The organism is Marilutibacter chinensis (assembly GCF_021725675.1).
GTDB classification, from domain to species: Bacteria; Pseudomonadota; Gammaproteobacteria; order Xanthomonadales; family Xanthomonadaceae; genus Marilutibacter; species Marilutibacter chinensis.
In genome coordinates this window covers 24,239-50,697 of sequence record NZ_JAKJPO010000015.1, presented here as the reverse complement: position 1 = coordinate 50,697, position 26,459 = coordinate 24,239, and the positions used below count along the sequence as shown (strand labels likewise).

The window sequence follows — 26,459 nt, the reverse complement described above, 5'->3', positions numbered from 1 at the left end:
TACACCTGTAAACAATTACAAAATTACACTTGTAATCGAAGATGTCAAGCCCGGGCCCGCGCGCGCCGTCACCCGCCGTCTCCACGCACACGCGCTAGGCTTGGCGGATGGCAGCGAACGACAGCACTTCCACCCCTCTCGAACTCACCGGGCTTGACGCCGCGGTCGACCGGATCCTGGAAAGGGTCGACGGCAGCCTGCGGATCGGCGCGCCGCTGGGCCTGGGCAAGCCGCACCGCCTGCTCAATGCCCTGTATGCGCGGGTGAAGGACATGCCGTCGCGCCCCCTGCGGCTCTACACCGCGTTGTCGCTTGAGCCTCCCGCGGCAGGTGGCAAGGGCCTGGAAGGACGGTTTCTGGGCCCGTTCGTGAAGCGGCATTTCGGCGACGACTTTCCGCGCCTGGCCTATGTACACGCACTCGGACGCAATGCGTTGCCGGCGCATGTCGAGGTCGAGGAGTTCTACATGCAGTCAGGTGCGATGCTGGGCGCGAGCCAGGCGCAGCGCCGCTACGCCAGCCTCAACTACACCCACGTCGCACGGGCGTTGGCCGACCGCGCACTCAACGTGATCGTGCAGAAGGTCGCGCGCGAGCCCGGAGGCACCCGGCTGTCGCTGTCGTGCAACACCGATCTGACCTTCGACGCCCTGGCCGCGATACAGGCGCGCGGGCTGCCGCGCCCGCTGCTGGTCGCCGAAGTCGATCCGGGGCTGCCCTGGCTGGACGGCAGCGCCGCGGTCGATGCGGACTTCTTCGACATCGTCGTCGAACCGCCGGGGCCGCACCCGAAGCTGTTCGGCCTGCCGCGCCAGCCGGTCGGCGACGTCGAATACGCGATCGGTTTCCACGCGAGCACCCTGGTCGTCGACGGCGGCACCCTGCAGATCGGTATCGGTGCGCTGGCCGACGCGCTGTGCCATGCGCTGGCGCTGCGGCATACCGACAATGCCGGCTATCGGCGGGTGCTGCGTGCGCTCGGCTCGACGTCCGTCGACGATCCAGCGCTTGGACCGTTCGAACGCGGACTGTACGGTTGCAGCGAGATGATCAACGAGGGCTTCCGCCGACTGGTCGAGGTCGGCGTGATCCGGCGCAAGGTCGTCGACGACGTCGAACTGATGCGGCGCGACGCCGATGGTCGCCTGTCCGCCGACGATCATGCCCGCCTCGAGCGCGACGGCGAGTACCTGCACGGCGCGTTCTATCTCGGCTCGCCGGAGTTCTACCGGTGGTTGCGCGAGCTGCCCGACGACACCCGACGGGGCATCGGCATGCGCCCGGTCAGCGCGGTCAACCAGCTCTACGGCGGCAACGAGACGCTGGAGCGGCTGCAGCGCCGCGACGCGCGTTTCTTCAACAGCTGCATGATGGCGACCGCGCTCGGCGCGGCGGTGTCCGATGCGCTGGAGGACGGCCGCGTGGTCTCGGGCGTCGGCGGCCAGTACAACTTCGTCGCGATGGCGCACGCGCTGCCGGACGCGCGCTCGGTGCTGATGTTCCGCGCGACCCGCAGCGGCGCGCGGACGAGTTCGAACGTGGTCTGGAACTACGGCCATACGACGATCCCGCGGCACCTGCGCGACGTCTACATCACCGAGTACGGCATCGCCGACATCCGCGGTGCGACCGACGAGGACTGCATCGCGGCGATGGCCGGGATCGCCGATGCGCGCTTCCAGCAGTCGCTGGTGGGCAGCGCCACGCGGGCCGGCAAGCTGTCCCCCGGCTTCGCGCTGCCCGCGCGCGCGCGCGACAACACGCCCGGATGGCTGTGCGCGCAGCTGGCGCCGCTGCGCCACGACGGAACCCTGCCCGACTTTCCGCTCGGCAGCGACTTCACCGAAGTCGAACAGCGGCTGGTCCGCGCCCTGGCCTGGCTGAAGAGCGCCACCGCGAACCGCACCGGCAAGCTGCGCACGCTGCTCGCCGCGACCTTCGCGCCTCCCGCGCGGGACGCCGAAGCCGTGGAGCGGATGGCGCTGGACCGGCCGCGCGGACTGGCCGCGAGGCTCGAGTCCCGGCTGCTCGCGCTCGCGCTGCACCGCACGCAGGTGTGACCCACCCGCGGAGCCCCCCGGCCTTTGCCTATACTGGCCACTTCCACCCTGGGGAGCCCGCACCGGATGTCCGCCGACACCGTCTACAAGCACTTCTACCGCACGATGCGCCTGTCCGCGAGCGAGCTCAGCGACGGCGGCGGACCGTTCGGCTTCGACGTCACCACCGCGCTGGAGTTCGACTTCCTGATCGAACGTTACCAGTGCGATGCGATCATCGAGACCGGCAGCAACATGGGCGACACCACCGAGTATCTCGCCCGCACCTATCCGCATCTCAACATCGTCACCTGCGACGTGATGGACAAGTACGTCGACATCGTCAGGCGCCGGGTCGGCTTCATGCCGCACACGTACGTGGAGAAGGTCGACTCGCCGGAGCTGATCGCGAAATTCAAGGACGAGTTCCGCTGCCCCCTCTACTACCTCGATGCGCACTGGTACGAAGACTGGCCGCTGGAACGTGAGCTGGCCCTGATCGACAACGGCGTTGTCTGCGTGGACGACTTCAACATCGGCCACCCGCGTTTCGGCTACGACAAGTACGGCGAGATCGAGTGCGGCCCGCAGATGCTGTCGCGCTTCATCGACAAGATCCCGCACTACTACACCAACAATCCCGAGGCCCAGCACGAGCTGCCGTGCCTGCAGACCGGGCGTCGCGGCGGCAAGGCCTATTTCGCGATCGGCCAGCGCGACCACATGAAGCATCACCGCTATTTCAGGCGCCACGAGACGCCGCGGCCTTCCGGCTGAGCGCGGAGACGAAAAAGGCGGCTCGAAGCCGCCTTTTTCGTGTGCAAGGGCGGGATATCACCCCAGCGACTTCGCGACCTCGACCACGTCATCGACAGTGAAGCCGAACTGCTGCATCAACGGCTTGATCGGCGCAGAGGCGCCGAAGGTGTCGATGCCGACCACCGCACCGTCCAGACCGACGTACTTGCGCCAGAAGCCGGACACGCCGGCCTCGATCGCGACCCGCCTGCGGCACGCTTTCGGCAGTACCGACTCCTTGTAGGCCGCATCCTGGCGCTCGAACACCTCGGTCGACGGCATCGAGACGACGCGCACGCCATCGCCGAGCTTCTCCGCCGCCTGCATCGCCAGCGCGACCTCGGAACCGGTCGCGATCAGGATCGTTTCCGGCGCACCCGCCGAATCTTTCAATACGTAGCCGCCGCGCGCGATGTCGGCGACCTGCGCATCGCTGCGCGGCTGGTGGTCGAGATTCTGGCGCGAGAACACCAGGCAGCTCGGCCCATCGGCGCGGACGATCGCCGCCTTCCACGCCACCGCCGATTCGACCGCGTCGCATGGACGCCAGACGTCGTTGCCGGGGATGTAGCGCAACGACGCCAGGTGCTCGACCGGCTGGTGGGTCGGGCCGTCCTCGCCGAGGCCGATCGAATCGTGGGTATAGACGTGGATTGCGTGCGCGCCCATCAGCGCGCTCATCCGCACTGCGTTACGGGCGTAGTCGCTGAACACCAGGAAGGTGGCATCGTACGGGATGAAGCCGCCATGCAGGCTCAGGCCGTTGCTGATCGCGGTCATGCCGAACTCGCGCACGCCGTAGTAGACGTAGTTCGCGTCCCGGCTTTCAGGCAGCGCGGGGTCGAGGGTCACCGACTTGCTGCCCTTCCACAAGGTCAGGTTCGAGTGGGCGAGATCGGCCGAACCGCCGATCAGCTCCGGCAGCAGCGGCGCGAACGCCTCGATCGCCATCTGCGAGGCCTTGCGCGACGCGACGACCGGGCCGTCTGCCTGCAGGCCGGCGATGTAGGCGTCGGCCTGGGCGGCGAAGGTCGCCGGCAGCCCCGCACGCATCCGGCGCTCGTACTCCGCGGCCAGCTCCGGGTGGGCGGCGGCATAGTCGGCGAACAGCGCGTTCCATGCCTCCTCGCGGGCCTGGCCCTCGGCCTTCGCGTTCCAGGCATCGCTGATCGGCTGCGGAATCACGAAGGCGTCGTGCTCCCAATGCAGCGCTTCGCGGGTCGCCTTGACCTCGTCGGCACCGAGCGCGGCGCCGTGGCAGGACTCCTTGCCGGCCTTGTTCGGCGAGCCGAAACCGATCGTGGTGCGACAGCAGACCAGGGTGGGTTTGCCGGTCGACGCGAGCGCGGCCTCGATCGCCGCCTTCACCGCGCCGGCATCATGACCGTCGACGCCGCGGATCACGTTCCAGCCATAGGCCTCGAAGCGCGCCGGGGTGTCATCGGTGAACCAGCCCTCGGTGTTGCCGTCGATGCTGATGTGGTTGTCGTCCCAGAACGCGATCAGCTTGTCGAGGCCCCAGGTTCCGGCCAGCGACGCAACCTCGTGGCTGATCCCCTCCATCAGGCAGCCGTCGCCGAGGAACACCCATGTGCGATGGTCCACGACGTCGAAGCCCGGACGGTTGAAGCGCTGCGCGAGCAACTTCTCGGCCAGCGCCATGCCCACCGCGTTGGCGATGCCCTGGCCGAGCGGACCGGTGGTGGTCTCCACGCCCGGGGTCATGTGGTTCTCGGGATGGCCCGGGGTGCGGCTGCCGAGTTGGCGGAAGTTCTTCAGCTCCTCGATCGGCAGGTCGTAGCCGGTCAGGTGCAGAAGCGCGTACTGCAGCATCGAGCCATGGCCGTTGGACAGCACGAAACGGTCGCGGTTGGTCCATTTCGGATTGCCGGGGTTGTGGCGATGGAAATCGTTCCACAGCACTTCGGCGATGTCGGCCATGCCCATCGGCATGCCGGGGTGGCCTGAATTGGCGGCCTGGACCGCGTCGATGGCAAGGAATCGGATGGCGTTCGCGAGATCGCGGCGGCTGGGCGTCGTCATGGCGTCGGGGCAGTCTTGGGAAGCGGGCTTGGAAAGGGCGGGCGGAGACGCCCGCGAAGCAGGCCGGCGGCCGGGACGCGGGCGTCCGGGGCCGGGCCGATGGAGGCGGCGGGCGCGCCATTGTCCCATCCGGCGGCGCCGATGTCGCCCCGGACGCCGATCGCCGCCTCAGCCATGGCCGGAAGGGGCCGGCCGACGCCGTTCCGGCCGCCTCAGCCCGGCTGGCGGGCGGCCGCGCGCGCCTCGGCGACCGCCTCGCTGCGGCCGATCACCACCGAACCGGCCATGTCGCCACCGACATTGACCACGGTCCGGCACATGTCGAGGAAACGGTCGACGCCGAGGATCAGCCCGATGCCCTCGGGCGGGATCTTGAACATCACCAGGATCATCGCGATCACCGGCAGCGAGCCGCCCGGCACGCCGGCAGCGCCGATCGATCCGAGGATGCACAGCACCAGGATCATCACCTGCTGCACCAGGCTCAGCTCGACGCCGAAGAACTGCGCCAGGAACAGCACGGTGATGCCTTCGAACAGTGCGGTGCCGTTCATGTTGGCGGTCGCGCCAAGCGTGCAGACGAAACGCACGACCCGACGCGGCACGCCCAGGCTCTCCTCGGTGACCTTGAGCGTGGTCGGCAGGGTCGCGCTGGATGACGAGGTCGAAAACGCGGTCAACAGCGCCGGCTCGGCGCCGCGGAAGAACGCCAGCGGCGACATCCTGCCGAAAGTCCGCAGCAACAGCGGGAACACGACGAAGAAATGGATCGCCAACGCCAGCACCACGGTGCCGACGTAGCGGGCGAGCTGGACCAGCACGTCGAAGCCGAGCTTGGCGGTGATCGAGAACAGCAGCGCGGCGACCGCGTAGGGGGCCATCTCGATCACCCAGCCGATCAGCTTCAGGCAGATGTCGTAGACGCCCTGCACGGTGGAGACGAAGCTGCGGGTGCCCTCGCTCTGGATCACGGTCGCGGCGATGCCGAACATCAGCGCGAAGAACATCACCGCGATCAGGTCGCCGTCGGCGGCGGCGGCGACCGGGTTGCGCGGCACGATGTTGAGCAGGATCTGGATGCCTGACACGCCCTCGCGCTTGCCAGCGACCTCCGTGGCGCGATCGGAGGCGGCGGCGAGCAGTTCCTGGCCGACATCCTGCGGCAGCCCACGCCCGGGCTCCAGCACGTTCACGCAGACCAGGCCGATGGTCACCGCGACCGCGGTGACCACCAGGATCCACAGCAGGGTCTTGCCGCCGATGCGGCCCAGTGACTTGGCGTCGCCGATCTCGACCACGCCCAGCACCAGCGCCGAGAACACCAGCGGGATCACCAGCATGAACAGCAGGCGCAGGAACAGCTGGCCGACCGGGTCGGTGACGTAGGCGATCAGCCCGTCCAGCCAGCCGGCCTGGCCGACGAAGACATTGGCGGCAATGCCGGCGCCGGCGCCGACGATGAAGCCGATCAGCATGCGGGTGTGCAGGGACAGGCCGGATGTGTTGCGGGTTTCGGTCATGGGCGCACTTCCGTCGGAACCCGGCGAGCTTAGCAAACCGGCCCGGGCCGGACCTCGTCATGTCGAAGCGGCCCGAGCCGCTGCAGGGAAACGAAGGGACTTGGCCACGGATCACGCGGATGAACACGGATAAGGCAAAAGCGGAATCGAAAATGTTCTATCCGCGTTCATCCGTGTAATCCGCGGCTGGATTCTCTTGCCCTGCACCGGCAGGAAACCTCTGATCAATTCGATAGTCGTCATCCCGGCGGATACAGCGGCGGCAGCGGCGCATCCGCCGGTGCGGCGGTCGCCACCCAGCGCGGCCCTTCGGCGAAGGCTTCGCGCAGGCGCGCGCGCGCCTCGCGGCCATCGCCATCGGCCCAGCGCGCGCGCTGCATCGCCTCCAGCGCGGCACGCTGGCCTGGATCGTCGAGACGGTGCGCCAGGGCATCGACGCTGCCCGCCGGCGGCGTCGCCATCGCGCACAGCAGATCGGCGACGTCATCGAAACTGCCGGTGTCGAGCGCCTTGCGCAACGCCTCGGCTGTCGGCTTCGTCGTGCCCGCGCGTCCATTGGGCCGGTCCGTATCCTCCGCCCCGGCCCTGCGCGTGGAGGTCCGCTGGTGCAGCGCCCACAGCAGCGTCAGCAGCCACAGCGCGGCGAACAGCGCGGCCGCCAGCGCCCAGTAGCGGCGGCTGCGCTCGGCCGGGGCACCGGGCACGGAGACATCGCCGGACGCCGGCGCCGCGACCTGCCCCGCGACGGCACCTGCATCCGCCGGAACCGCTTCCGCCAGTGCCGCGGCAGAGGCGCCCGTACCGGCCTGCACCGTCCAGCGCAGCGGCGGCAAGGTCGCCGAACGCCCCTTGCCGGTACCCACGTCCCACCAGTCCATCTCGACACCGGAAAGCCGGACCTCGCCGCTGCGGTCGGGCACCAGCGAGAAGCTGCGGGTCGACTTCACCCGCGGACGGCCGTCGACGAAGGTCTCGTCGACCTGCGGCCGCTCGGCGAACACCTGGACACCATCGATCGGCGGCAGTTCCAGCTCCGGCATCTGCGAGGCGGTGGCGCCATCGGCGATCACCTCGATCGCCAGCGTCGCCGCATGGCCCTGCCGCAGCGTCGACGGATTGGCGCGATAGCGCAGCTGCAGGTCGTGCAATGGCAGCCACGGCTGCGGCGCCTGGGCCGGGATCGCCTGCACATCCAGGGTGCGCGCGTCGGCACGCGCCTGCAGCGTGTCGCCGCGGCCGCCACCGAACATGTCGTCGAAGAAGCCGGCCGCGCCGCGCCCCTGGAAGGTCGCGCCCGGCACCCGCAGTTCGCCGCTGCGTTCCGGAACCAGCAGGAAACGACGCTCGATCACCTGGTACTGGCGTCCTGCGACCGTCCGCGAATACTGCGCGTCGTCGCCGACCCGCTGGAAGGCGGCGCCATCCGGAGCCGGCTGGTCGAGGCTGCCGGTGACGATCGGTACCGCCGCGTACAGGCGCACGACCCAGCCCACCGACTGCTGGACATAGGGCCGCTCGTGGTCGGGCCCGCTCTCGATGAAGACGTCCTCGCCGGCGCCCGCCAGAGGGCGCTGCTCGGTCGGGACGACCACCAGCGACAGCGGCGCGGTGCGCTCGTTGCCGACCCGCAGCGACGGCACCGTCAGCACGCCGTCGCGGCGCGGGCGCAGCGCGACCGCGAACAGGCTGCGGGCACCGCCCTGCGAGCCCATCGCCATCCCGCGCCGGCTGCTGTGGCCGCTGACGTCGAAATCCGCCCGCAGCGGCGCGTAGTCCGGCGATGCGGTCAGCGCATCGGTTTCGACGTTGAGCGTGACCGTCTCGCCCAGCTCGATGCGATCGCGGTCGAGCCACGCGCGGGTCGCGGCAGCGGCGTCGAGGACCGTCGCCAGCAGCACGGTGCAAAGCAGCCACGGCAACAGGGCTCTCGCGCGGGTCTTCGGTGGCGTCACGGGACGTCTCAAGGCTTCGGTTCTCCCAGGCCGCCCTGACGCTGGCGGCGCTCGTGCTCGATCCGGAACTTCTCGCGCAGCAGCCCGCCCGGATCGTCGGGTACCCGCCGCAGCCAGGCCTCGTTGGCGATCCGGCGCTCGCGCTCGGCCGGCGTTTCGTCCGGGCGTGCCCGACGGCCGGACGCCTGTCCGTCGTGTTCCTCCTCGCCCTCGCGCCCGTCCTGCTCCAGCGCCTGCTGCATGCGTTGGCGCTGGGCCTCGTCGGCGGCCTGCTGCGCCTGCGCGTCCTGTGCGTCGGGCGCCTCGGCCGGCGGGTTCCCGGACTGTCCGTCCTCGCCCTCCTCGGCGCCGTCCTGCGATCCGGATTCGGGCGAATCTCCCTGGTCTCGTGGCGATGTCGGCTGGCCCTGCGCATCGCCCGCGTCCGGCTGCCGCGACGGGTCCGCCGGCCCCTGCTTCGGCGATTCGCCGCCCGTGTCGGAGTCCTGCGATCCATCGTCGTTGTCGGACGGCTGGCTTTCGTCGCCGGACTGCGGCTGCCGCTTCATCGCCGCTTCGACCGCCGCCCGGTTGGCAACCGCGTCCTCCATGCCGGGCTGCAGCTGCAGTGCGCGGTCGTAGGCGTCGATCGCTTCCTGGTAACGGCCGGCCTTCGCCATCGCATTGCCCAGGTTGTACTGACCGTCGGCGCTGTCGACCTTCGCGTAGCCTTCGGCCGCGGCCGCATAGTCGCCGCTTCGATAGGCCTCGGTCGCTTCGCTCAGGCGCCGATGCTCGACCTGATCGGCCCGCCGCCACCAGTCCGCGGCCTTGGCCGGGGCGGACGGCAACCACAGCCCGAGCATCAGCACCGCCAGCACGGCACCGCGGCGGAATGCCAGCAGCATCAGCAACATCAGCGGCGGCAGCAGCCAGAAGCCTTCGTCGAGCGGCGCGCTGCCGCCCTGCGCGCCGCTCGCGGCAGCATGGGTCACCCCGCTTTCGAACACGCCGAGGGTGCGCAGGTCGGCGTCGCCGGCCGACAACCGCGCATAGCGGCCGCCGCCCGCGGCGGCGATCCGGCGCAGCAGTTCCTCGTCGAAAGGGGCGAGCGCGGCACGTCCCGCGACGTCGCGATAGGTCACCCCGCCGCTACGGCCGAGACCGAGCACCTCGACTTCGAAGCCGGCGGCATGCGCGTCGGCGGCGGCGCCGACGGTGCGCGCATCGGCATCGCCCGCGAGCAGCAGGATCCGGCCCTGCTCGAAGCCGGCCTGCTCCATCAGCCGCACCGCCGACCCGATCGCGCGATCGGCGCGTGGGCCTTCGGCCGGCGAACTGTCGACCGGCATGATGTCCGGCGACAGCGCATCGAGGAACAGGGCCACGTTGGTCACGTCGTCGGTGATCGGAGCGACGGTGAAGGCGTCGTCGGCGAACACCAGCAACCCCACCGGTCCGTCGCGGGAAGCAAGCAGGGTGGCGAGCTTGGCCTGCGCCTGCGCCAGCCGCGTGGGCGGCGGATCGGCCGCGAGAGTCGCCGAGGACAGGTCCAGCGCCACCATCAGCGGTTGCCGACCCTGCCACAGCGGCTGCTCGACCTGGCGCCAGCTCGGCCCCGCCAGCGCCAGCACCGTCACGCCATAGGCGAGCCCGGCGATCAGCACGCCTGCGCCTTGGCTCCAGCGGCGGCGCGGCAGGTCGCCGCCGTCGAGCAGATGCGGCAGCAGGTGCGGATCGACGGCCTCGCGCCACGTACCGGTCCGACGACGCCGCAACATCCACATCGCCATCAGTGCCGGCAGCAGCGACAAGGCCCACAGCCAGTCGGGACGCAACAGATGGAGGGCGGAGAAGTCGGGCAGCGTCATCGGCGCCTCCAGCCTGCCAGCAGGAAGGACAGCAGGGCCAGCGCGAACGCACCGGCCAGCGGCCAGACATAGCGCTCGATGCGCGGACGCAGGGCCGGCCCCGGCCGCTCGACCGGTTCCAGACGATCGATCTCGGCATAGATGCCGGCCAGCTGCGCCGTATCGCGGGCACGGAAGAAGCGTCCGCCGGTCGCCTCGGCGATCGCCTGCAGCGTCGCCTCGTCGATCTCGTCGCCGCCACCCGGCATCGGCAGCTGGAAGCCGAACACCGACATCACGCCATCCCCACCGAATGCGATCGTATGCACGCGCACGCCGTTGTCGCGGGCCAGCTCGGCGGCCTTGCGCGGATCCAGCAGGCCCGCGGTGTTGACGCCGTCGGTCAGCAGGATCAACACCTTGTCTTCGTCGCGCTGCTCTTCGCCCGACTCTTCGCGCAGGCGCTTGACCGCGAGGCCGATCGCATCGCCGATCGCGGTTTCCTGGCCGGCCAGCCCGACCACGCTGTCCTGCAACTGCTGGCGTACCGATTCGCGATCCAGGGTGAGCGGCGTCAGCGCATAGGCGCGGCGACCGAACACCAGCAGGCCGACACGGTCGCCGGCGCGGCGGTCGAGGAAGTCGGCCAGGACCGCCTTGGCGGCGGTGAGGCGGTCGACCGGACGCCCTCCCAGGCTCATGTCCGGTTCCTGCATGCTGCCCGACAGGTCCAGTGCCAGCATCAGGTCGCGCCCGGCCTGCGGCGGCTGCACCGGCTCGCCGAGCTGCTGCGGACGGGCCGCGGCCACGCACAGAAGGGCCCAGGCCAGCCACAGCAGCGGACCGGGACCACGAAGGGGCCGCGCCCGCGCACCGTTACCGGCGATATCGCGCAGGCGCGCCTCATGAGGGAAACGCAACGCCGCCGCACCGCTGCGTACGGCCGGCAGCAGCCACAGCGCCAGCCACGGCAGCGGCAGCGCCAGCAGCCACCACGGCCAGACCAGTTGCAGGTCCGGCCACGCCTGCCAGGGCATTGCGGTCGCCATGCTCATCGCACGCCCATCCACTGCAGGAAACGCATCCGCACCAGCGGGCGCAGCATCGCCGCCCGCTCGGCGTCGAGCTCACGCCGGTAGCCGCCTTCGAGCAGCACATCGCCGGCCTCGCCGGCGAACAGGGGTTGCGCGGCGCCCTCGTCGAGGAACGCGCGCCAGGCATCGCCCTGGAGGCGGTCCGCATGCGGATCGCGCCGACGCGCGGCGCGGCGCAGCAGTTCGGACATCGCCGCGACCTCGTCCGCCGGCGATGCCGCCGCGGCGAGCGCGCGCTCGAACAGTGCCTCGATCTTCTCGCGCCTGCGTCGCCGCTGCCGGCGCCAGAACACGAAGCCGGCGGCGATCGCCAGCGCGAGGCCGGCCAGAAGCCACCAGCCCGGCGCCGGCGGCCACCATGGAGGCGCCGGTGGCTGATGGATGTCGCGCAGGACGATTGCGATCGGCATCAGGCCACCAGCGGCCGCGCGTGGCCCAGCAGCGGCAACCAGGCGTCGCTGGGCGCATCGGTCGACAGCGTGGTCGCGCGCACCCCGCGTGCGGGCAGGCTGGCCAGCGCCGCATCGACCGGCTGGACGAAGGCCGAGCGCCACCGCGCACGCTGGGCCGCCGATCCGAGATCGAGTTCGACCCGTTCGGCATCGGCGGCGGCGCGCAGTGGCAGGCGTGTGCCAGGCGGTGCGGTCTCGAACGGGTCGGTCAGCATCAGCACGATCACCTCGTGGTGCTGCGCGAGCACCGGCCATCGCCGCTCGGGGATCGCCGCGATGCTGGCGGCGTCGGCCAGCACCACCAACCGCGAGCCGGGCCGCAACAGGCGCCCGGCGTGCTCGAGGGCGACGTCCAGGCCCAGATCGTCCTGCTGCGGTGCCCGGTACCAGCGGACCAGCCCGTCCAGCACCTGCAACACGCCACGGGTGCCGGCCGCCGGCGCGATCGGAGGCTCGCCGCGACTGCCGCGCAGGGCGGCGATGCGGTCGCCGTCGCGGGCCGCCACCCAGGCCGCGATCGCGCCCGCGCGCGCGGCCTGCACCGACTTGAAGCGGGTCCGGGTGCCGAAGTACAGCGACGGCGCGGTGTCGCCGACGATCAGGGTCAGCCGCTCGCGCTCGGCCTGGAACAGTTTGGTATGCGCCCGCCCGGTCCTCGCGGTCAGCCTCCAGTCGATGTGACGCGCATCGTCGCCGGCCACGTACTCGCGCGACTCCGCGTAATCCATCCCGCGCCCGCGCAATGGCGACAACGCCGGCCCATGGATGCCATGCCGACCGCGGCGTGGCGGCCGGCGCGCACCCGCGAGCCGGCGCAGGCCGACCAGTTCCGTCAGCGTCGGCTCGATGCCGTTTTCGTCGTGAACGGTCATGGCGTGTCGGTCAAACCCCTATGCCGCGGATCAGGCGGATGAACACGGATGAGGCAAGAACAGGATTGGAAACCTCACCGTCCGCGCTCATCCGCGTGATCCACGGCAAAAAAGTCGCTCATGGCAACGGCACCACGCGCAGCAGCTCGGCGACCAGCCTGCCGCCGTCCCAGCCCTCCGCGGTCGCCTCGTAGCTGGGCAGCACGCGGTGCCGCAGCACATCCGGTGCCACTGCGCGCACATCGTCCGGGGTGACGTAATCGCGCCCTGCCAGCCAGGCATGCGCGCGCGCGCAACGCTCCAGCGCGATCGAGCCGCGCGGGCTCGCGCCCCAGGCGATGCGCCGGCCAAGCGCGGCGTCGTAGCGGGCCGCATCGCGCGAGGCCAGCACCAGTTCGATCAGGTAGCGCTCGACCGCCGGCGCGACGTGCAGCTCGAGTACCGCCGCGCGCGCGGCGAACACGTCCTCGACCGGAATCCGCGGCGGCGCAGGGGCCGGCGTCGCCATCGCCTCGCGCGCGCGCTCCCGCGCCAGCCGCAGGATCTCGGCTTCGGCCTCGGCCTCGGGGTAGCCGATGTGGACATGCATCAGGAAGCGGTCGAGCTGCGCCTCCGGCAACGGGAAGGTGCCTTCCTGCTCGATCGGGTTCTGGGTCGCCATCACCAGGAACAGCTTCGGCAGCGGATAGGTCGCGCGACCGACGGTGACCTGGCGTTCGCCCATCGCCTCCAGCAGGGCCGACTGCACCTTGGCCGGCGCCCGGTTGATCTCGTCGGCAAGCAGCACCGGATGGAAGATCGGTCCGGCCTGGAACTCGAAGCGCCCGTCCTGCGGCCGCCAGACCTCGGTGCCGGTCAGATCCGCCGGCAGCAGGTCGGGAGTGAACTGGACACGGGCGAAATCGGCTTCGAGCCGGGCAGAGAGCGCCCGGATCGCGGTGGTCTTGGCCAGCCCGGGCGCGCCTTCGACAAGCAGATGGCCGTCGGCCAGCAGCGCGATCAGCAGCCGCTCGATCAACTGCGCCTGGCCGACGATCTCCGCCGCCAGTCCGTCGCGCAGCGACCGGAACGCCTCGTGCAACCGGATCGATTCGTCGGAAGCCGGGCCCGGAGCCGGTACGACAGGGTTCGCCATGCTGTCCATTCCACCTTTACCTGGGACGCGGGGGGAGGCCCAGTTTGACTCCATTTTGCCGCCCGGGTTCCGCCGGCTTCATCTTCGGTTCAAGCCCGTCCGCACACGGCCTACATGAAAAAAGGGCCCGCAGGCCCTTTCTTCAGTGCGCGTCAAGCCGGGCTCAGTTGCGCTGTTCGACGCGCATCACCTTCGGCGTGACCATGATCAGCAGCTCGGCCTTGTCCTTGTCGCGACCCTTCTTTTTGAACAGGTTGCCGAGGAACGGGATGTCGCCGAGGAACGGCACCTTGCTGATGTCGGTGCGGTCGGCGAACTCGTAGACGCCGCCGATCACCACGGTCTGGCCGTCCTCGATCAGCACCGCGGTGTTGACCTCGCGCTTGGCGATCTGCGGGACCTGGCCGATGCTGGTGTCGATGAAGCCTTCGACCTCGTCCTTCTTGACGTTCATGTTCAGGAACACGCGGCCGTCGTGGGTGATCGTCGGAGTGACCTTGAGCTCGAGCAGCACGTCCTTGAACTGGACGTTCGGGATCGGGATGCTGTTGCCGCCCTGCTGCGGCGAGATCGTCACGTAGCCGACTTCCTGGCCCTGGCGGATCACCGCCTCGCGCTGGTTGCTGGTGACCACGCGCGGATTGGAGATGACCTCGCCACGTCCCTCCTCCTGCATCGCCGACAGTTCGATGTCGAGCGCATAGCCGGCATTGAGGATCTGCAGCGCCAGCGAACCGGCCGGGTTGAGCACCCCCAGGTTGCTCATCGCGCCCTTGGTCAGTTCGAAGGACGGCTCGTTGGAGGTGATCGCCTCCACGTACGAGCCCCGGGTCTCGTCGTTGTTCTCGATCGTGTCGTTGAAGAAGTACTTGCCGTCCTTGTGGCCGGCGATGCCGAAGCGGGCGCCCAGCTCGCGCGCGAAGGTGTCGGTCGCGACCACCACCCGGGCTTCGATCAGCACCTGGTCGACCGGACGGTCGATCACCCGGATCAGCTCGCGCATCTGCGCGACCTTCTTCGGGATGTCGCTGACCATCAGCGTGTTGGTGCGCTCGTCGGCGACCAGCCGGCCGCGCGGCGAGAGGAAGCCGTTGTCGTTGTTGTTCGTACCCTGACCACCCTGGCCGCTCTGCCCGCCGATGCCCTTGGCCTCGGTCAGCGCCTCGAAGATCTGGGTGGCGTTGTGATAGTTGATCTGGACGTATTCGGTGACCAGGTCGACGCGGTTCTCGAGCGCGATGCGCGCGTCCTCCTTGTCCTGCTCGTACTTGGCGATCTCGGCCTGCGGCGCGATCCAGACCACGTTGCCGCTGCGGCGCTTGTCCAGGCCCTTGGCCTGCAGCACGATGTCCAGCGCCTGGTCCCACGGCACGTTGACCAGCCGCAGGGTGACGTTGCCCTGGACGGTGTCCGCGGCGACGACGTTGAGCCCCGACTCCTCGGCGATCAACTGCAGCACCGTGCGCACCGGAACGTCCTGGAAGTTGAAGGTCACCGGACGCCCGGAGTAGGCGCGGGCGGTGCCGGCCGAGGTGGTCGCGCCGACCGCTGCGGTGCTGGCGCCGACGGCACGGGTGCCAGGCTGGGCCGCACGCGGCACGATCTCGACGATGTACTCGCTGCCGGTCTGATAGGCCATCGATTCGTAGTTGCCCTGGGTGCTGAGCGTCAGCGTCGCACCGGTGCCGGAACTGCGGGCCTCGATGCGCTGCACCGGGGTGGCGAAGTCGGTGACGTTGAGCGGGCGCTGCAGGCTCGCAGGCAGCTCGGCGTTGGCGACGTTGATCGTCACCGTCGACCCGACGCTGCGCAGGTCGGGAGCGGCGCCTTCGCCGCTGAAGCTCAGGACCAGCCGGCCGGCGCCGCCTTCGCCGCGCTTGAAGTCGATCTTGGAGACCTCGATCGTCCCCGGCAGGCGCTTGGACGGGTCCGCGCTCGGCACCGGGGCGGCCTGGCCGACCGCCAGAGGCGCGACCGCGACGGTCGCGTCGTGCTGGGCATGGGCGGCGCTGAACGCCGCAATCGCGCCTACGGCAAGGCCGATGCCGGCACTGCGCATGAGCGTTGAGCGCCGGGCCGGCCGCGGGCTTTTGGCGTTGAATACGGTCATCGTGCTATCCCCCAAACTCATTGATCTTCCAACGCGACGGACGCCGGGCGTTCGAGCCAGCCCCCCGCGCCATCCGGCACCAGTTCCACCAGCTCGATGCGATCTTCATGGACAGCGGTCACTCGACCGTCGCTCTGCCCCATGTACGCGCCGGGCCGCACCCGATACGTCACCTTGTCCGGCGCCATCACCAGCGCCACGATGCCGTTGCCGGCACCCAGCGTGCCCACCATGTCCAGACTGTCGAGCGGGAACTGCTCGAGCGTCTGCTTGCGACGGGTGGAGTCGGGGCGCGGACCGCCGCCGCCCTGGTCGCGGAATGCCCGGCTGAAGGGATCACGCAACCCCTGGGCGGCGTACTCGAAGCTCTCGAACTGCTGCATCACCGGCAGCGGATCGAGCGGCGGCGCGGGACGGGCCTTGACCTCGGCGATCCACTTCTCGAGGTTCGGCGCATCGCCGGGCGTGCTGGTGACGCCGCGCGCGCAGCCGGCCAGCGCGATCGTCACCGCCGCCGCCAGTGCCAGGCGGGGCAGCGCTCGGCCTACACGGATACTGGACATGTGCATGCTCAAGCTCCCCCCCCCGCGTTCGCGGCATCCTGGCTCGCCTTCTGCTGCTCGGCGACCTCTTCTTCGTCCAGGTAGCGATAGGTCTTGACCGTACCGACCAGTTCGAGCGGGCTGTTCGGCGTGATCGGCGCGTTCTTGTCCTTGCCGGCCGGCTGCAGCGAGATGTCGTGCATGGTCATGATGACCACGCGCGGCAGCGAGGCCACGCCGCTGACGAAGGCGCCGAACTGGTGATAGGAACCCACCATGCGCAACGCGATCGGCTTCTCGGCGTAGAACTCCTTGGGCTCTTCCGGGCCGGGCTGGAACAGCTCGTTGCTGATGCCGGTCGCGAGCGCGGTCTGGGAGATGTCGACGATCAGGTCCGGCATCTCGGTCTTGCTCGGCAGCTGACGCAGCATCTGCTGGAGCTGCTGCTCCATCTGCGCGAGCTGCTGCTTGAGCGGCTCCAGGTTGGAGGCGCGGCCCTGCTTCTCCTCGAACTCTCCGCGCAGCTCGCTTTCGGTCTTCTCCAGGCGCTGCAGCTGCTCGCGCTTGTCGCTGACGAACAGGTACCAGGTCAGGCCGACGATGATCAGGCCGATGATCACGCAGAAGCCGATCTTGGCCTGGCGCGGCCACGCGCCCATGTTGTTGAAGTCGAGCTCCCGCAGGGACATCTTCTTCTGGCTCATGACGCAGCTCCGGTTGCGGGCTCAGGGGCGGCGGTTCCGGCATCGGATTCGGCCGGAGCCTGCTCCGCCGGAGCGGATTCGGGCGCGGGTGCCGGTGCGGTCGGGGCCTCGGTCGCCGCCGCGGCATCCGCCTCGGCTTCGGCCGGGGCGGCCGGCTCGTCCGCCGGTGCATCCGGGATCCCGTCGCCGTCCTCGTCCTTCGGCGCGTTCGGATTGGCCAGCGTCACCTGCAGGCTGAACTCGTACGGCAGGCCCTTGTCCTCGCCCTTCGCCTCGATGATCGAGAGATCGGGCTTGGTCATCCAGCCGGAACCTTCCAGGTTGCGCATGTAGGTGCTGACGCGGGAATTGGACTGCGAGCGGCCAGTCAGGCTCAGCGTCTTGTCGTCCTGCTTGATCGAGGTCAGGATCACGCCGTCGGGGATGGTCCTCACCAGCGAGTCGAACAGGTGCACCATCTGCGAGCGGTTGGCCTGCAGCTGCTCGATGACCTCCTTGCGCGCCAGCAGCTTGGCCTTCTTCTTGTCGAGCTCCTCGATCTCGGCGATCTGCTTGTCGACCTCGGCGATCCGGTCCTTGAGGAAGTCGTTGCGGACGTTCTGTCCGCTGATCTGGCCGTTGTAGAAACTGACGATCATGAAGGACAGCGCGACCGCGGCCAGGGCCGACAGGCCGGCCATCACGCCGAACTCCTTCTGACGTTGCTTGCGCCGCTCGGCGCGCCACGGGAGCAGATTGATTCTTGCCATCAGTCGAAGCTCCTCAGGGCAAGGCCGCAGGCGATCATCAGCGCCGGCGCGTCCTGCGCCAGGGCATGGGCCTGGACGCGCGGGCCGAGGGTCATGTTCGCGAGCGGGTTGGCGATCATCGTCGGCACGCCCAGCTGCTCCTCGACCATCTGGGCGATGCCCTGGATCGAGGCGCAGCCGCCGGCCAGGACGATCTGGTCGACGCGGTTGAACTCGCTACCGGCGTAGAAGAACTGCAGCAGGCGGCTGACCTGCTGGGCCATCGCCTCCTTGAACGGCTCCAGGACCTCGACCTCGTAGCTCTCGGGCAGCCCGCCCTGGCGCTTGGCCAGACCGGCTTCCTCGTAGCTGAGGCCATAGCGGCGCATCACCTCGTCGGTCAGCTGCTTGCCGCCGAACACCTGTTCGCGGTTGTAGATGCTGCGACCGTTGCGCAACACGTTGAGGGTGGTCATGGTGGCGCCGGCATCGATCAGCGCGACCAGGCCGTCGCGCGGCCCGCTGAGCTGCTCGGCGATCAGTGCGAACGCGTTCTCGACCGCGAACGCCTCCACGTCCATGACTTTCGGGATCAGACCGCCCAGCTCCAGCGCGGATGCGCGGACCTCGACGTTCTCGGCGCGCGAGGCGGCCAGCAGGACCTGCACCGTCTCGGTGCTGCCCGGCATCGGCCCGAGGACCTCGAAATCGAGGTTCACTTCCTCGATCGGATACGGCACGTAATTCACCGCCTCCAGCTCGATCGCCGACTCCATCTCCTCGTCGTCGAGATCCGCCTGCATCGGGATCACCTTGGTGATCACCGAGGAACCGGCAACCGCGGCGGCCGCATGCCGGGCCCGGGTTCCGGACCGGGACACCGCCCGCTTGATCGCCTCGCCGACGGCCTCGACCTCGACCAGGTTCTTCTCGATCACCGCGTTCGGCGGCAACGGTTCCACCGCGTAGTGCTCCACGCGGTAACGGTTGCCCGACCGCGACAGCTGCAGCAGCTTGACGGCAGTCGAACTGATGTCCACGCCGACGAGCGCCGGCTGGCTTTTTGTGATGACTCCCACGATCTTCTCCCCATACCACAAGCGCTTACGCGCACTTCGTGTGGCCCCGTCTTAGATAACGGACTTTTCAGGAGCTGGCAACCACTTCGTGCACAAATTGCCCCTCGCCGTCACTTTAAAGCCCTCTCCGGCCGCCTGAACCCCCTCGGCCGCCCCTGTCCCCGTTCCCCCCGGAACGCCCTGGCGACTCCTCTATACTGCCCGCCCACTACATCCGCAACTCGGAATCGGATCCCGATGCCACGAATTCGACGCTTGCTGCGCTGGGCGCTTCTGGCCCTGGTCGGCCTGGCCGTGTTGGCCGCGATCGCGCTCGGCACCTTGTATTACGTAATTGTCCCCAAACTTCCGGACGTGGAGACCCTGCGCACGGTCGAGCTGCAGGAACCGATGCACGTCTACGCCCGCGACGGGCAGCTGATCGCACAGTTCGGCGAGATGCGACGCTCGCCGGTGGAGATCGGGAAGGTTCCCGAGCGCCTGAAGGAGGCCTTCATCGCCACCGAGGACGCCCGCTTCTACGAGCACCACGGCGTCGACTACAAGGGCGTGGCGCGCGCGGTCTGGCTGCTGGCGACCACCGACGGACGCGTGCCCGGCGGCTCCACCATCACCCAGCAGGTCGCCCGCCAGTTCTTCCTCGACTCCGAGTACAGCTACATGCGCAAGCTGCGCGAGATGCTGCTGGCGATGAAGATGGAGCGCGAACTGAGCAAGGACGAGATCTTCGAGCTTTACCTCAACAAGAGTTTCTTCGGCCACCGCAACTACGGCGTCGCCGCGGCTGCCCAGTTCTATTACGGCAAATCACTGGACCAGCTCGACCTGGACGAGATGGCCTCGCTGGCCGGCATCCCGAAGTTCCCGTCCAGCGGCAACCCGCTGAGCAACCCGGAACGCGCCCGCGAACGGCGCGACTACATCCTGCGGAGGATGGAGGAACTCGGCTTCGTGAACCCCGCCGAGGCCGCAGCGGCGCGAGCTGTGCCGATGCATGCCGCTCCGCACGAACCGCCGGTCGAGGTCTATGCCCCTTACGTGGCCGAGATGGTCCGCCAGGAGATGGTGGCCCGCTACGGCGCCGAGGCATTGACCCAGGGCTACCGCGTGACCACCACCATCGACCCGGTGCTGCAGACCGCCGCCGACAAGGCGATCCGCGACGGCCTGGCGACCTACGACCGTCGTCATGGCTGGCATGGGGTGGAGCAGCATTTCGAGCTGGCCGCCGACGAGACCGCCACCGCCGCCGGCAAGCGCCTGCGCGGCATTCCCGCCCAGGCCAACCTGCTGCCGGCGATCGTGCTGACCGCCGATGCCGGCCGCGCGACGCTGGCGCTGCGTGACGGCAGCGTGGTCGAGATCACCGGCAAGAACAGCTACGGCGACCGCGACCCGGGCAGCCTGCTCAAGCGCGGCGACCTGGTCCGGGTACGGCAGACACCGGTCGAGAGCGACCCCGTCGAGGTGCCCGAAGGATTGCCGGCGCCGCCGCCGCGCCATACCTATGCGCTCGACCAGTTGCCCCGGGCGCAGGCTGCGCTGGTTTCGCTGGAGCCGGTGAGCGGCGCACTGCGCGCGCTGTCGGGCGGTTTCAGCTTCGCCGGCAACGAGTTCAACCGCGCGACCCAGGCACGTCGCCAGCCCGGCTCCAGCTTCAAGCCCTTCGTCTACGCCGCGGCGATGGACAAGGGCTTCAACCCGGCCTCGATCGTGCTCGACGCCCCGGTCGTGTTCAAGCAGCGCAGCGGCAAGGTCTGGCGCCCGCAGAACGACTCCGGCAACTTCGCCGGGCCGATGCGGCTGCGCGAGGCGATGGTGCAGTCGCGCAACCTGGTGTCGGTGCGCCTGCTCGATGCGATCGGCGTCGACTACGCGCGCAGGTACATCGCCAACTTCGGCTTCGAGGAGGCGCAGCTGCCGCCCAACCTGTCGATGTCGCTGGGTACCGCCTCGCTGACCCCGCTTTCGGTCGCGCGAGGCTACGCGGTATTCGCCAACGGCGGCTACCGGATCACCCCGTGGTTCATCGACGAGGTCCGCGACCGCAACGACGCGGTGATGTTCAAGGAAGAGCCGGCGCTGGCATGTCCCAGTTGCGGCGTCGGCGGCAATGCCGCGGCGGTCAGCCAGGTGATCGACGGCTTCAACCTCGGCCCGGCGGTGGCGCCTGCGCCCAAACCGGAGGAGGACGACCGGCCGGCCGCCGATGAGACGTCGATCGACCCGGACGCACCGCGGGCGCCGCGCGCGATCGACAACCGCGTCGCCTACCAGATAGTCTCGATGCTGCGCGACGTGGTCCGTCGCGGCACCGGCACCGCCGCCAGGGTGCTCGACCGCGAGGACGTCGGCGGCAAGACCGGTTCCTCCAACGACTGGCGCGATGCCTGGTTCAGCGGCTTCGGCGGCCCCTACGTCACCACCGTCTGGGTCGGTCACGACGACTTCAAATCGCTCGGCTACCGCGAATACGGCGGCACGGCCGCACTGCCGATCTGGATCGACTACATGCGGGTCGCACTGGAAGGCCAGCCGATCGCGCAGAACCTGCCGCCCGACGGCATGATCAAGGTATCGGTCTCGGCGAACGGTCAGTTGCTGCCCGACGGCAGCGGTGGCCTGACCGAATGGGTCAAGGCTGAGGACCTGGAGCGGATGCAGACCTTCATCGACTATGGCGCCGACGAGGAACCCGCCGAGGAGTCGTTCGACATCTTCTAGCTGGACCCGCGCCGCCCGGCCGCCGTCAACGGCGGCTGGCGCCGCCCCCTGCGGCTATCGTCGAAGCCGGCCCATGCGGCCGGCACTCCCGCCCGACTGAACCGCCGCCATGCCCCAGCCGATCGTGGACGACGCCGCGGGTTCCCGGCGTCATCCGCGGCGTGCTAGCGTTGGCTTGCCGGCCACATGGGCCGGCCTCGGCGATGCGATCGCCGCTGTCGTGCCAGCCGCGGAGGTTGTCATGCCCCACGCCCGTCAGCACGCCCATCTCCACGCCCAGACCCGTACCCGCGAGCGCCGCCGCCGGCTCGCCCACGAAGCCGCACGGCTGATGGCCGAGGGCGGCATGCGTGACTACCACCAGGCCAAGCTCAAGGCCGCGCAACGCCTGGGCATCTTCGACGACGCCTCGTTGCCGCGGAACCGCGAGATCGAGGACGCGCTGCGCGAATACCAGCGCCTGTTCGCGGGCCCGTCCCATGGCGAAGCACTGAGGATCCGTCGCGAAGCAGCGCTGCGCGCGCTCGGTTTCCTCGAACATTTCTCGCCGCGCCTGGTCGGTCCGGTGCTGGACGGCACCGCCGATGCCAATTCCCCGGTCCACCTGCATGCCTACAGTGACGATGCCGAGGCGGTGATGCGCTTCCTGGACGAACATCGCGTACCGGCGGAATCACGGACGCGCCGGTTGCGATTCGATCTCGAACGCTCGGCCGATCTGCCGGTCTGGGTGTTCAGTGCCGAGGATCTGAGCTTCGACGTGACGGTGCTGCCGCTGGATGCGCTGCGCCAGGCTCCGCTGTCGAACGTCGACGGCCGACCTATGAAACGCGCCTCGGCCGCGCAGCTGCGGCAACTGCTCGCCAGCGAGGAGATCTCGGCCTACGAGGCCGGACTGCAATCCTGAGCCGCTCGCGGGACTGGCGGGGTCCGATCGGCCCCTCATCGACGCAAAGGGGCTCCTGCCCTCGACGCCAGAAGGCCCGTACCAAGAACGCTGCCGCATGCCAGTGGATCGACAGGGCCCGAAAAAAGCCCCGTCGCTCCATCCGACCAGGGTTTACTCGGGCATGATCCGGGCCGATTCGCCCGAGCCGAACACGCGGACCCGGCCACCGACCTGCAGCTCGTCGACCTGTACGGCCTGGATCGCGGATTGGCTGCCGTCGTCGAAACGGATCATCACCAGATAGGCGGTGGCCGCCTGCCCGCTCCTGTTCTCGACGACGACCTCCGCGGTGTCGTCGACGGCGCCGGAGGCGACGTCATAGGTGTCGTAGGCATGCTCGCTGCTGGAATTCAGCGCCGCGCGCCACAGCGCCCGCTTGACCGTGCGGCCGACCGCACGCCCCACCGCCGACTGCGCCTTCGAGGGTTCCTGCTCCTGTTGCCTGTTTTCCGGCACCTGGATGGTGTCGATGTCGGTCACGACGCCGCTGCGGAACGACATTTCCTGCGCCCACGCTCCGGTCGAGGCCAGCAGCAGGCACAACGACGCGCCCAGGCCAGTGATCAAGGTTCTCATCTATCGTCTCCTGTCCATGGTGTAATCCGACGACGGCGGCCGCAGCCGCCGCTCCGGCAATCGAGCTGCCCGGGAAGCGGATGCCCGCCCCTTCGGGCGGATCCCCGCACTTCCCTGTGCGCGCGACGGCGACCTGCTGCGCCGTCCCGCTGCGGCGGATCATAGCATCGGCCGGCACCACGATCGTGCAGCACACGTCGCCCGGATGCGCGTCCTGTCGACCCGTGGACCGGAGCGCGCGCAAAAAAGAACGCCCCGCGAGATGCGGGGCGTCTGCAGACCGGTGGCGGTGCGATCAGCGCCTGTCGATGGCGACGTAATCGCGGGTGGCCGCGCCGGTGTAGATCTGGCGGGGGCGACCGATCTTGTTCTCCGGATCGACCTGCTGCTCCAGCCAATGCGCGACCCAGCCGGCGGTACGGCCGATCGCGAACATCACGGTGAACATCTCGGTGGGGATCTTCAGCGCCTTGTAGATGATGCCGCTGTAGAAGTCGACGTTCGGATAGAGCTTGCGCTGGACGAAGTAGTCGTCCTTCAGCGCCGCCTCCTCCAGCTTCATCGCCACTTCCAGCAGCGGATCGTCGATGCCCAGCTCGCCGAGCACCTTGTGGGTCATCTCGCGGATGATCTTCGCGCGCGGGTCGAAGTTCTTGTAGACGCGGTGGCCGAAGCCCATCAGGCGGAAGCTGTCGTTCTTGTCCTTGGCTCGGGCGACCGCGGCGTCGACCTTGTCCGGGGTACCGATCTCGGCCAGCATCTTCAGCACCGCCTCGTTGGCGCCGCCGTGGGCGGGCCCCCACAGCGCGGTGATGCCGGCGGCCACCGAGGCGTACGGGTTCGCACCGGTGGAGCCGACCAGGCGGACGGTCGAGGTCGAAGCGTTCTGCTCGTGGTCGGCATGCAGGATGAACAGCAGGTCGAGCGCCTTGGCGACCACGGGATTCATCTCCAGCGGCTCGCTGGGCACCTCGAACATCATGTGCAGGAAGCGATTGACGTAGTCGAGATTGTTGCGCGGGAAGCGGATCGGCCAGCCGATCGAATAGCGGTACGCGGCTGCAGCCAGGGTCGGCATCTTCGCCAGCAGGCGGATCGCAGCGAGACGGCGCTGCTCGGGATCCTCGAGGTCGAGGGTGTCGTGATAGAACGCCGACAGCGATGCCACGGTCGCGGCCAGCATCGCCATCGGGTGCGCGTCGTACTGGAAGCCCTGGAAGAAGTTCTTCAGGCGCTCGTGCATCATCGTGTGATGCGTGACCTCGTGCTCGAACTTCGCGAACTCGTTCCTGTCCGGCAGCTCGCCGTTCATCAACAGATAGGCGACCTCGAGGAAGCTCGACTGCTCGGCCAGCTGTTCGATCGGATAACCGCGGTACAGCAGCACGCCCTGATCGCCGTCGATGTAGGTGATCGCGGACTTGCAGCTCGCGGTGGCGGTGAAGCCGGGATCGTAGGTGAAGCAGCCGGTTTCCTTCGGCAGGCGGGCGACGTCGATGCACGGCGCGCCCAGGGTCGGATACTGCACGGGCAGGACGACGTTCTTGTCGCCGGCGGCAAGGGTGACCTCGGCAGGACCGGACTTGGTCGAATCGGACACGGAAGACTCCTCATGTCGACGTGCGGGCACGGGCCCGGACACGGATGGGGGACAGGGTCACGGCCAGCATGGCCGGACGCAACCCGCGGATTATCGCACATGCGTCCAGAGTCGAAGCTCGGACTTCAGTACTAGAAGCGCCTGCGCGCCACCGACGTTCCGGCCTCGCGGCGCAGATGCCCATTCGGCCGCTGACCGGTGCGGCCGGCATCGACGATGGTCGTGCATGCGGATGACACGGGACATCGTCCAGGCGGCGGACCGGCGGGATGCGGGCATGAAAACGACGACGGCCGCCTGCCGGCAGCCGTCGTGCGGATGAACCTGCTGAAGATACGACGCGCCCTGCGGCGCGCCGCTTACTTCTTCGCGTAGCGCTTGCGGAACTTGTCCACGCGGCCGCTGGTATCCATGATCTTGTGCTTGCCCGTGTAGAACGGGTGCGATGCCGACGAGATGTCGACCTTGATCAGCGGGTACTCGTTGCCGTCCTCGAGCTTCACCGTCTCCTTGCTGCCGAGGGTGGAACGAGTCAGGAACTGGAAGTCGGTGGTCACGTCTTGGAACACGACTTCGCGGTATTCGGGATGGATGCCGGCCTTCATGGCACTCACCAAGTCATCGGAGGGAAGCGGCGCAGTATAGCGACGCTCAGCCCCCCGGGCAAGTGGGGGCCAGATCCGCGGCCGACCCGTTCAGCCGGCGGCGGCGGGAACCTCCACCCCGGCCCCGACCGCACCGCGGATCATCGCCTCGAACCGCGCCTGGTCGTACTGCTGCAGGATCCGCACGTTGTCCGGCCGCCCGGTCTGGCGGCGCCAGTCGACCACGGTGGCGCCGCGGCTGTGCCGGCCCTCCAGCGCCACCGCCATCGGCCGCGCTTCGACCCGGATCCCGCCCTCCGGCTCGAGCACCCAGGCCATCGCCAGCGCATCGGCACAGAACCAGCGATTGCCGCGGCGGTTCTCGGACCATTCCCGGGTCTGCCGCGAGGCCGCTTCGTAGAACCGGGCCCGTCCATCCGGAGCCGACAGCCAGGTTCGCAGTTCGGCATGGTCGAGGCTGTGGGCGACGGTCGCCTCCCAGTCGGCGAGGTCGGTCGTCGGGAAGGCGTCGAACACGATGTGCGCGGCCTCGGGGTCGAAGTGCACGTTGAACTCGGCCGACGCGGTGATGTTGCCCTGGGCGGTGACCGCGCCCCCCATCACCACGAAGCGGGCGACCCGCTGCGGCAGGCTCGGGTCCAGCCGCAACGCGAGCGCGATGTTGGTCAACGGTCCGAGCGCGACCAGCACCAGCCGGCCGGCGTGCTCGTGCGAAAGGCGGATGATCGCCAGCGCCGCATGCTCGGACTCGGCGCTGCGAGCGGCCGGGGTGTAGCCGATGTCGCCGAGGCCGTCCTTGCCGTGCACGTCGGCCGCATCCGGCGCGGGATGCAGCAGCGGAGTCGCGCAGCCGGCGAACACCGGCACTTCGTATCCAGCCACCTCGCATATCTTCAAGGCGTTGCGCACGGTATGCGCCAGACCGACGTTGCCGGCGGCGATGGTAAGGCCGACCACGTCGTAACGCGGGTCGTTGAAGGCCATCAGCAGCGCGAGGGCATCGTCGACGCCCGGGTCGGTATCGATCAGCAGCGGTGTCTTCTGTAGAGATGTCTTGTCCATCGCCCGATTATGCGCGGATTCGGGCGACACGGGTAAGCGCGTCCCC

The 26,459-nt window shown here is 69.1% G+C and carries 21 protein-coding genes; 4 read left to right on the top strand and 17 right to left on the bottom strand.

Going from position 1 to position 26,459, the window contains the following annotated elements; genetic code table 11:
• The first annotated feature begins 107 nt into the window (after window positions 1-107).
• Both L3V18_RS16350 and L3V18_RS16345 read left to right on the top strand, forming a co-directional pair.
• Complete coding sequence (locus tag L3V18_RS16350) at window positions 108-2,060, top strand: acetyl-CoA hydrolase/transferase C-terminal domain-containing protein (protein WP_237056328.1); 1,953 nt, start codon at window positions 108-110, stop codon at window positions 2,058-2,060.
• Window positions 2,061-2,126: 66 nt separating this feature from the next.
• Window positions 2,127-2,816 carry a hypothetical protein gene (locus L3V18_RS16345; protein ID WP_237056326.1) on the top strand — a complete coding sequence of 230 codons (690 nt, stop codon included), beginning with the start codon at window positions 2,127-2,129 and terminating at the stop codon, window positions 2,814-2,816.
• 57 nt (window positions 2,817-2,873) lie between these two features.
• Here L3V18_RS16345 and tkt read toward each other — a convergent pair whose 3' ends face one another.
• The 13 genes from tkt to L3V18_RS16280 form a co-directional block, all read right to left on the bottom strand.
• Window positions 2,874-4,880, bottom strand: coding sequence for a transketolase (gene tkt, locus L3V18_RS16340; protein WP_237056324.1), 2,007 nt, complete (start codon window positions 4,878-4,880; stop codon window positions 2,874-2,876).
• 212 nt (window positions 4,881-5,092) lie between these two features.
• A complete protein-coding gene (locus L3V18_RS16335) occupies window positions 5,093-6,400 on the bottom strand; it encodes a dicarboxylate/amino acid:cation symporter (RefSeq protein WP_237056322.1) in 1,308 nt (435 codons plus the stop codon).
• A gap of 239 nt (window positions 6,401-6,639) precedes the next feature.
• Complete coding sequence (locus L3V18_RS16330; protein WP_237056320.1) at window positions 6,640-8,352, bottom strand: BatD family protein; 1,713 nt, start codon at window positions 8,350-8,352, stop codon at window positions 6,640-6,642.
• A gap of 8 nt (window positions 8,353-8,360) precedes the next feature.
• Window positions 8,361-10,202: a tetratricopeptide repeat protein gene (locus L3V18_RS16325; protein WP_237056319.1), complete on the bottom strand. Its 1,842-nt coding sequence runs from the start codon at window positions 10,200-10,202 to the stop codon at window positions 8,361-8,363.
• Window positions 10,199-11,230 (bottom strand): vWA domain-containing protein, encoded by a 1,032-nt coding sequence (locus L3V18_RS16320; RefSeq protein ID WP_425493552.1) that lies wholly within the window; start codon window positions 11,228-11,230, stop codon window positions 10,199-10,201. Before L3V18_RS16320 ends, L3V18_RS16325 begins: the two co-directional genes overlap by 4 nt.
• Before the next feature lie 2 nt (window positions 11,231-11,232).
• Window positions 11,233-11,685: a DUF4381 family protein gene (locus tag L3V18_RS16315; protein ID WP_237056317.1), complete on the bottom strand. Its 453-nt coding sequence runs from the start codon at window positions 11,683-11,685 to the stop codon at window positions 11,233-11,235.
• Window positions 11,685-12,599 carry a DUF58 domain-containing protein gene (locus tag L3V18_RS16310; protein ID WP_237056316.1) on the bottom strand — a complete coding sequence of 305 codons (915 nt, stop codon included), beginning with the start codon at window positions 12,597-12,599 and terminating at the stop codon, window positions 11,685-11,687. Before L3V18_RS16310 ends, L3V18_RS16315 begins: the two co-directional genes overlap by 1 nt.
• Window positions 12,600-12,717: 118 nt before the next feature.
• A complete protein-coding gene (locus L3V18_RS16305) occupies window positions 12,718-13,734 on the bottom strand; it encodes an AAA family ATPase (RefSeq protein WP_237056315.1) in 1,017 nt (338 codons plus the stop codon).
• 163 nt (window positions 13,735-13,897) lie between these two features.
• The gene (locus L3V18_RS16300) at window positions 13,898-15,844 is read right to left on the bottom strand and encodes a type IV pilus secretin PilQ (protein ID WP_237056314.1); all 1,947 of its coding nucleotides are present in this window, start codon (window positions 15,842-15,844) and stop codon (window positions 13,898-13,900) included.
• A gap of 17 nt (window positions 15,845-15,861) precedes the next feature.
• Window positions 15,862-16,407 (bottom strand): pilus assembly protein PilP, encoded by a 546-nt coding sequence (locus L3V18_RS16295; protein ID WP_237056312.1) that lies wholly within the window; start codon window positions 16,405-16,407, stop codon window positions 15,862-15,864.
• Between the two features lie 8 nt (window positions 16,408-16,415).
• Entirely contained in the window at window positions 16,416-17,090 is a 675-nt protein-coding gene (locus L3V18_RS16290; protein WP_237056311.1) for a type IV pilus inner membrane component PilO, read from the bottom strand.
• The gene (locus L3V18_RS16285) at window positions 17,087-17,839 is read right to left on the bottom strand and encodes a PilN domain-containing protein (RefSeq protein WP_237056310.1); all 753 of its coding nucleotides are present in this window, start codon (window positions 17,837-17,839) and stop codon (window positions 17,087-17,089) included. Before L3V18_RS16285 ends, L3V18_RS16290 begins: the two co-directional genes overlap by 4 nt.
• Complete coding sequence (locus tag L3V18_RS16280; protein ID WP_237056309.1) at window positions 17,839-18,897, bottom strand: type IV pilus assembly protein PilM; 1,059 nt, start codon at window positions 18,895-18,897, stop codon at window positions 17,839-17,841. Before L3V18_RS16280 ends, L3V18_RS16285 begins: the two co-directional genes overlap by 1 nt.
• Before the next feature lie 237 nt (window positions 18,898-19,134).
• Between L3V18_RS16280 and L3V18_RS16275 the strand changes: the two genes are divergently transcribed.
• Entirely contained in the window at window positions 19,135-21,621 is a 2,487-nt protein-coding gene (locus tag L3V18_RS16275) for a penicillin-binding protein 1A (protein WP_237056308.1), read from the top strand.
• A gap of 241 nt (window positions 21,622-21,862) precedes the next feature.
• Window positions 21,863-22,528, top strand: coding sequence for a hypothetical protein (locus tag L3V18_RS16270; RefSeq protein ID WP_237056307.1), 666 nt, complete (start codon window positions 21,863-21,865; stop codon window positions 22,526-22,528).
• Window positions 22,529-22,681: 153 nt separating this feature from the next.
• Here L3V18_RS16270 and L3V18_RS16265 read toward each other — a convergent pair whose 3' ends face one another.
• The 4 genes from L3V18_RS16265 to L3V18_RS16250 all read right to left on the bottom strand — a co-directional run bounded on the left by L3V18_RS16265 (window position 22,682) and on the right by L3V18_RS16250 (window position 26,413).
• Entirely contained in the window at window positions 22,682-23,146 is a 465-nt protein-coding gene (locus L3V18_RS16265) for a hypothetical protein (RefSeq protein WP_237056306.1), read from the bottom strand.
• 295 nt (window positions 23,147-23,441) lie between these two features.
• Window positions 23,442-24,746: a citrate synthase gene (locus tag L3V18_RS16260; protein WP_237056305.1), complete on the bottom strand. Its 1,305-nt coding sequence runs from the start codon at window positions 24,744-24,746 to the stop codon at window positions 23,442-23,444.
• 359 nt (window positions 24,747-25,105) lie between these two features.
• Window positions 25,106-25,351, bottom strand: a complete 246-nt coding sequence (locus L3V18_RS16255; protein WP_237056429.1) for a type B 50S ribosomal protein L31 — start codon at window positions 25,349-25,351, stop codon at window positions 25,106-25,108.
• A 90-nt stretch (window positions 25,352-25,441) separates the two neighbouring features.
• Complete coding sequence (locus L3V18_RS16250; protein ID WP_237056304.1) at window positions 25,442-26,413, bottom strand: nucleoside hydrolase; 972 nt, start codon at window positions 26,411-26,413, stop codon at window positions 25,442-25,444.
• Between the last annotated feature and the right edge of the window lie 46 nt (window positions 26,414-26,459).

What these genes read in the sequence shown, in the direction of transcription:
- L3V18_RS16335 (WP_237056322.1), bottom strand. Translation starts at nt 6,400, where the DNA reads ATGACCGAAACCCGCAACACATCCGGCCTGTCCCTGCACACCCGCATG.
- L3V18_RS16350 (WP_237056328.1), top strand. Translation starts at nt 108, where the DNA reads ATGGCAGCGAACGACAGCACTTCCACCCCTCTCGAACTCACCGGGCTT.
- L3V18_RS16320 (WP_425493552.1), bottom strand. Translation starts at nt 11,230, where the DNA reads ATGGCGACCGCAATGCCCTGGCAGGCGTGGCCGGACCTGCAACTGGTC.
- L3V18_RS16300 (WP_237056314.1), bottom strand. Translation starts at nt 15,844, where the DNA reads ATGACCGTATTCAACGCCAAAAGCCCGCGGCCGGCCCGGCGCTCAACG.
- L3V18_RS16250 (WP_237056304.1), bottom strand. Translation starts at nt 26,413, where the DNA reads ATGGACAAGACATCTCTACAGAAGACACCGCTGCTGATCGATACCGAC.
- L3V18_RS16345 (WP_237056326.1), top strand. Translation starts at nt 2,127, where the DNA reads ATGTCCGCCGACACCGTCTACAAGCACTTCTACCGCACGATGCGCCTG.
- L3V18_RS16315 (WP_237056317.1), bottom strand. Translation starts at nt 11,685, where the DNA reads ATGCCGATCGCAATCGTCCTGCGCGACATCCATCAGCCACCGGCGCCT.
- L3V18_RS16295 (WP_237056312.1), bottom strand. Translation starts at nt 16,407, where the DNA reads ATGTCCAGTATCCGTGTAGGCCGAGCGCTGCCCCGCCTGGCACTGGCG.
- tkt (WP_237056324.1), bottom strand. Translation starts at nt 4,880, where the DNA reads ATGACGACGCCCAGCCGCCGCGATCTCGCGAACGCCATCCGATTCCTT.
- L3V18_RS16310 (WP_237056316.1), bottom strand. Translation starts at nt 12,599, where the DNA reads ATGACCGTTCACGACGAAAACGGCATCGAGCCGACGCTGACGGAACTG.
- L3V18_RS16285 (WP_237056310.1), bottom strand. Translation starts at nt 17,839, where the DNA reads ATGGCAAGAATCAATCTGCTCCCGTGGCGCGCCGAGCGGCGCAAGCAA.
- L3V18_RS16305 (WP_237056315.1), bottom strand. Translation starts at nt 13,734, where the DNA reads ATGGCGAACCCTGTCGTACCGGCTCCGGGCCCGGCTTCCGACGAATCG.
- L3V18_RS16275 (WP_237056308.1), top strand. Translation starts at nt 19,135, where the DNA reads ATGCCACGAATTCGACGCTTGCTGCGCTGGGCGCTTCTGGCCCTGGTC.
- L3V18_RS16270 (WP_237056307.1), top strand. Translation starts at nt 21,863, where the DNA reads ATGCCCCACGCCCGTCAGCACGCCCATCTCCACGCCCAGACCCGTACC.
- L3V18_RS16290 (WP_237056311.1), bottom strand. Translation starts at nt 17,090, where the DNA reads ATGAGCCAGAAGAAGATGTCCCTGCGGGAGCTCGACTTCAACAACATG.
- L3V18_RS16265 (WP_237056306.1), bottom strand. Translation starts at nt 23,146, where the DNA reads ATGAGAACCTTGATCACTGGCCTGGGCGCGTCGTTGTGCCTGCTGCTG.
- L3V18_RS16255 (WP_237056429.1), bottom strand. Translation starts at nt 25,351, where the DNA reads ATGAAGGCCGGCATCCATCCCGAATACCGCGAAGTCGTGTTCCAAGAC.
- L3V18_RS16325 (WP_237056319.1), bottom strand. Translation starts at nt 10,202, where the DNA reads ATGACGCTGCCCGACTTCTCCGCCCTCCATCTGTTGCGTCCCGACTGG.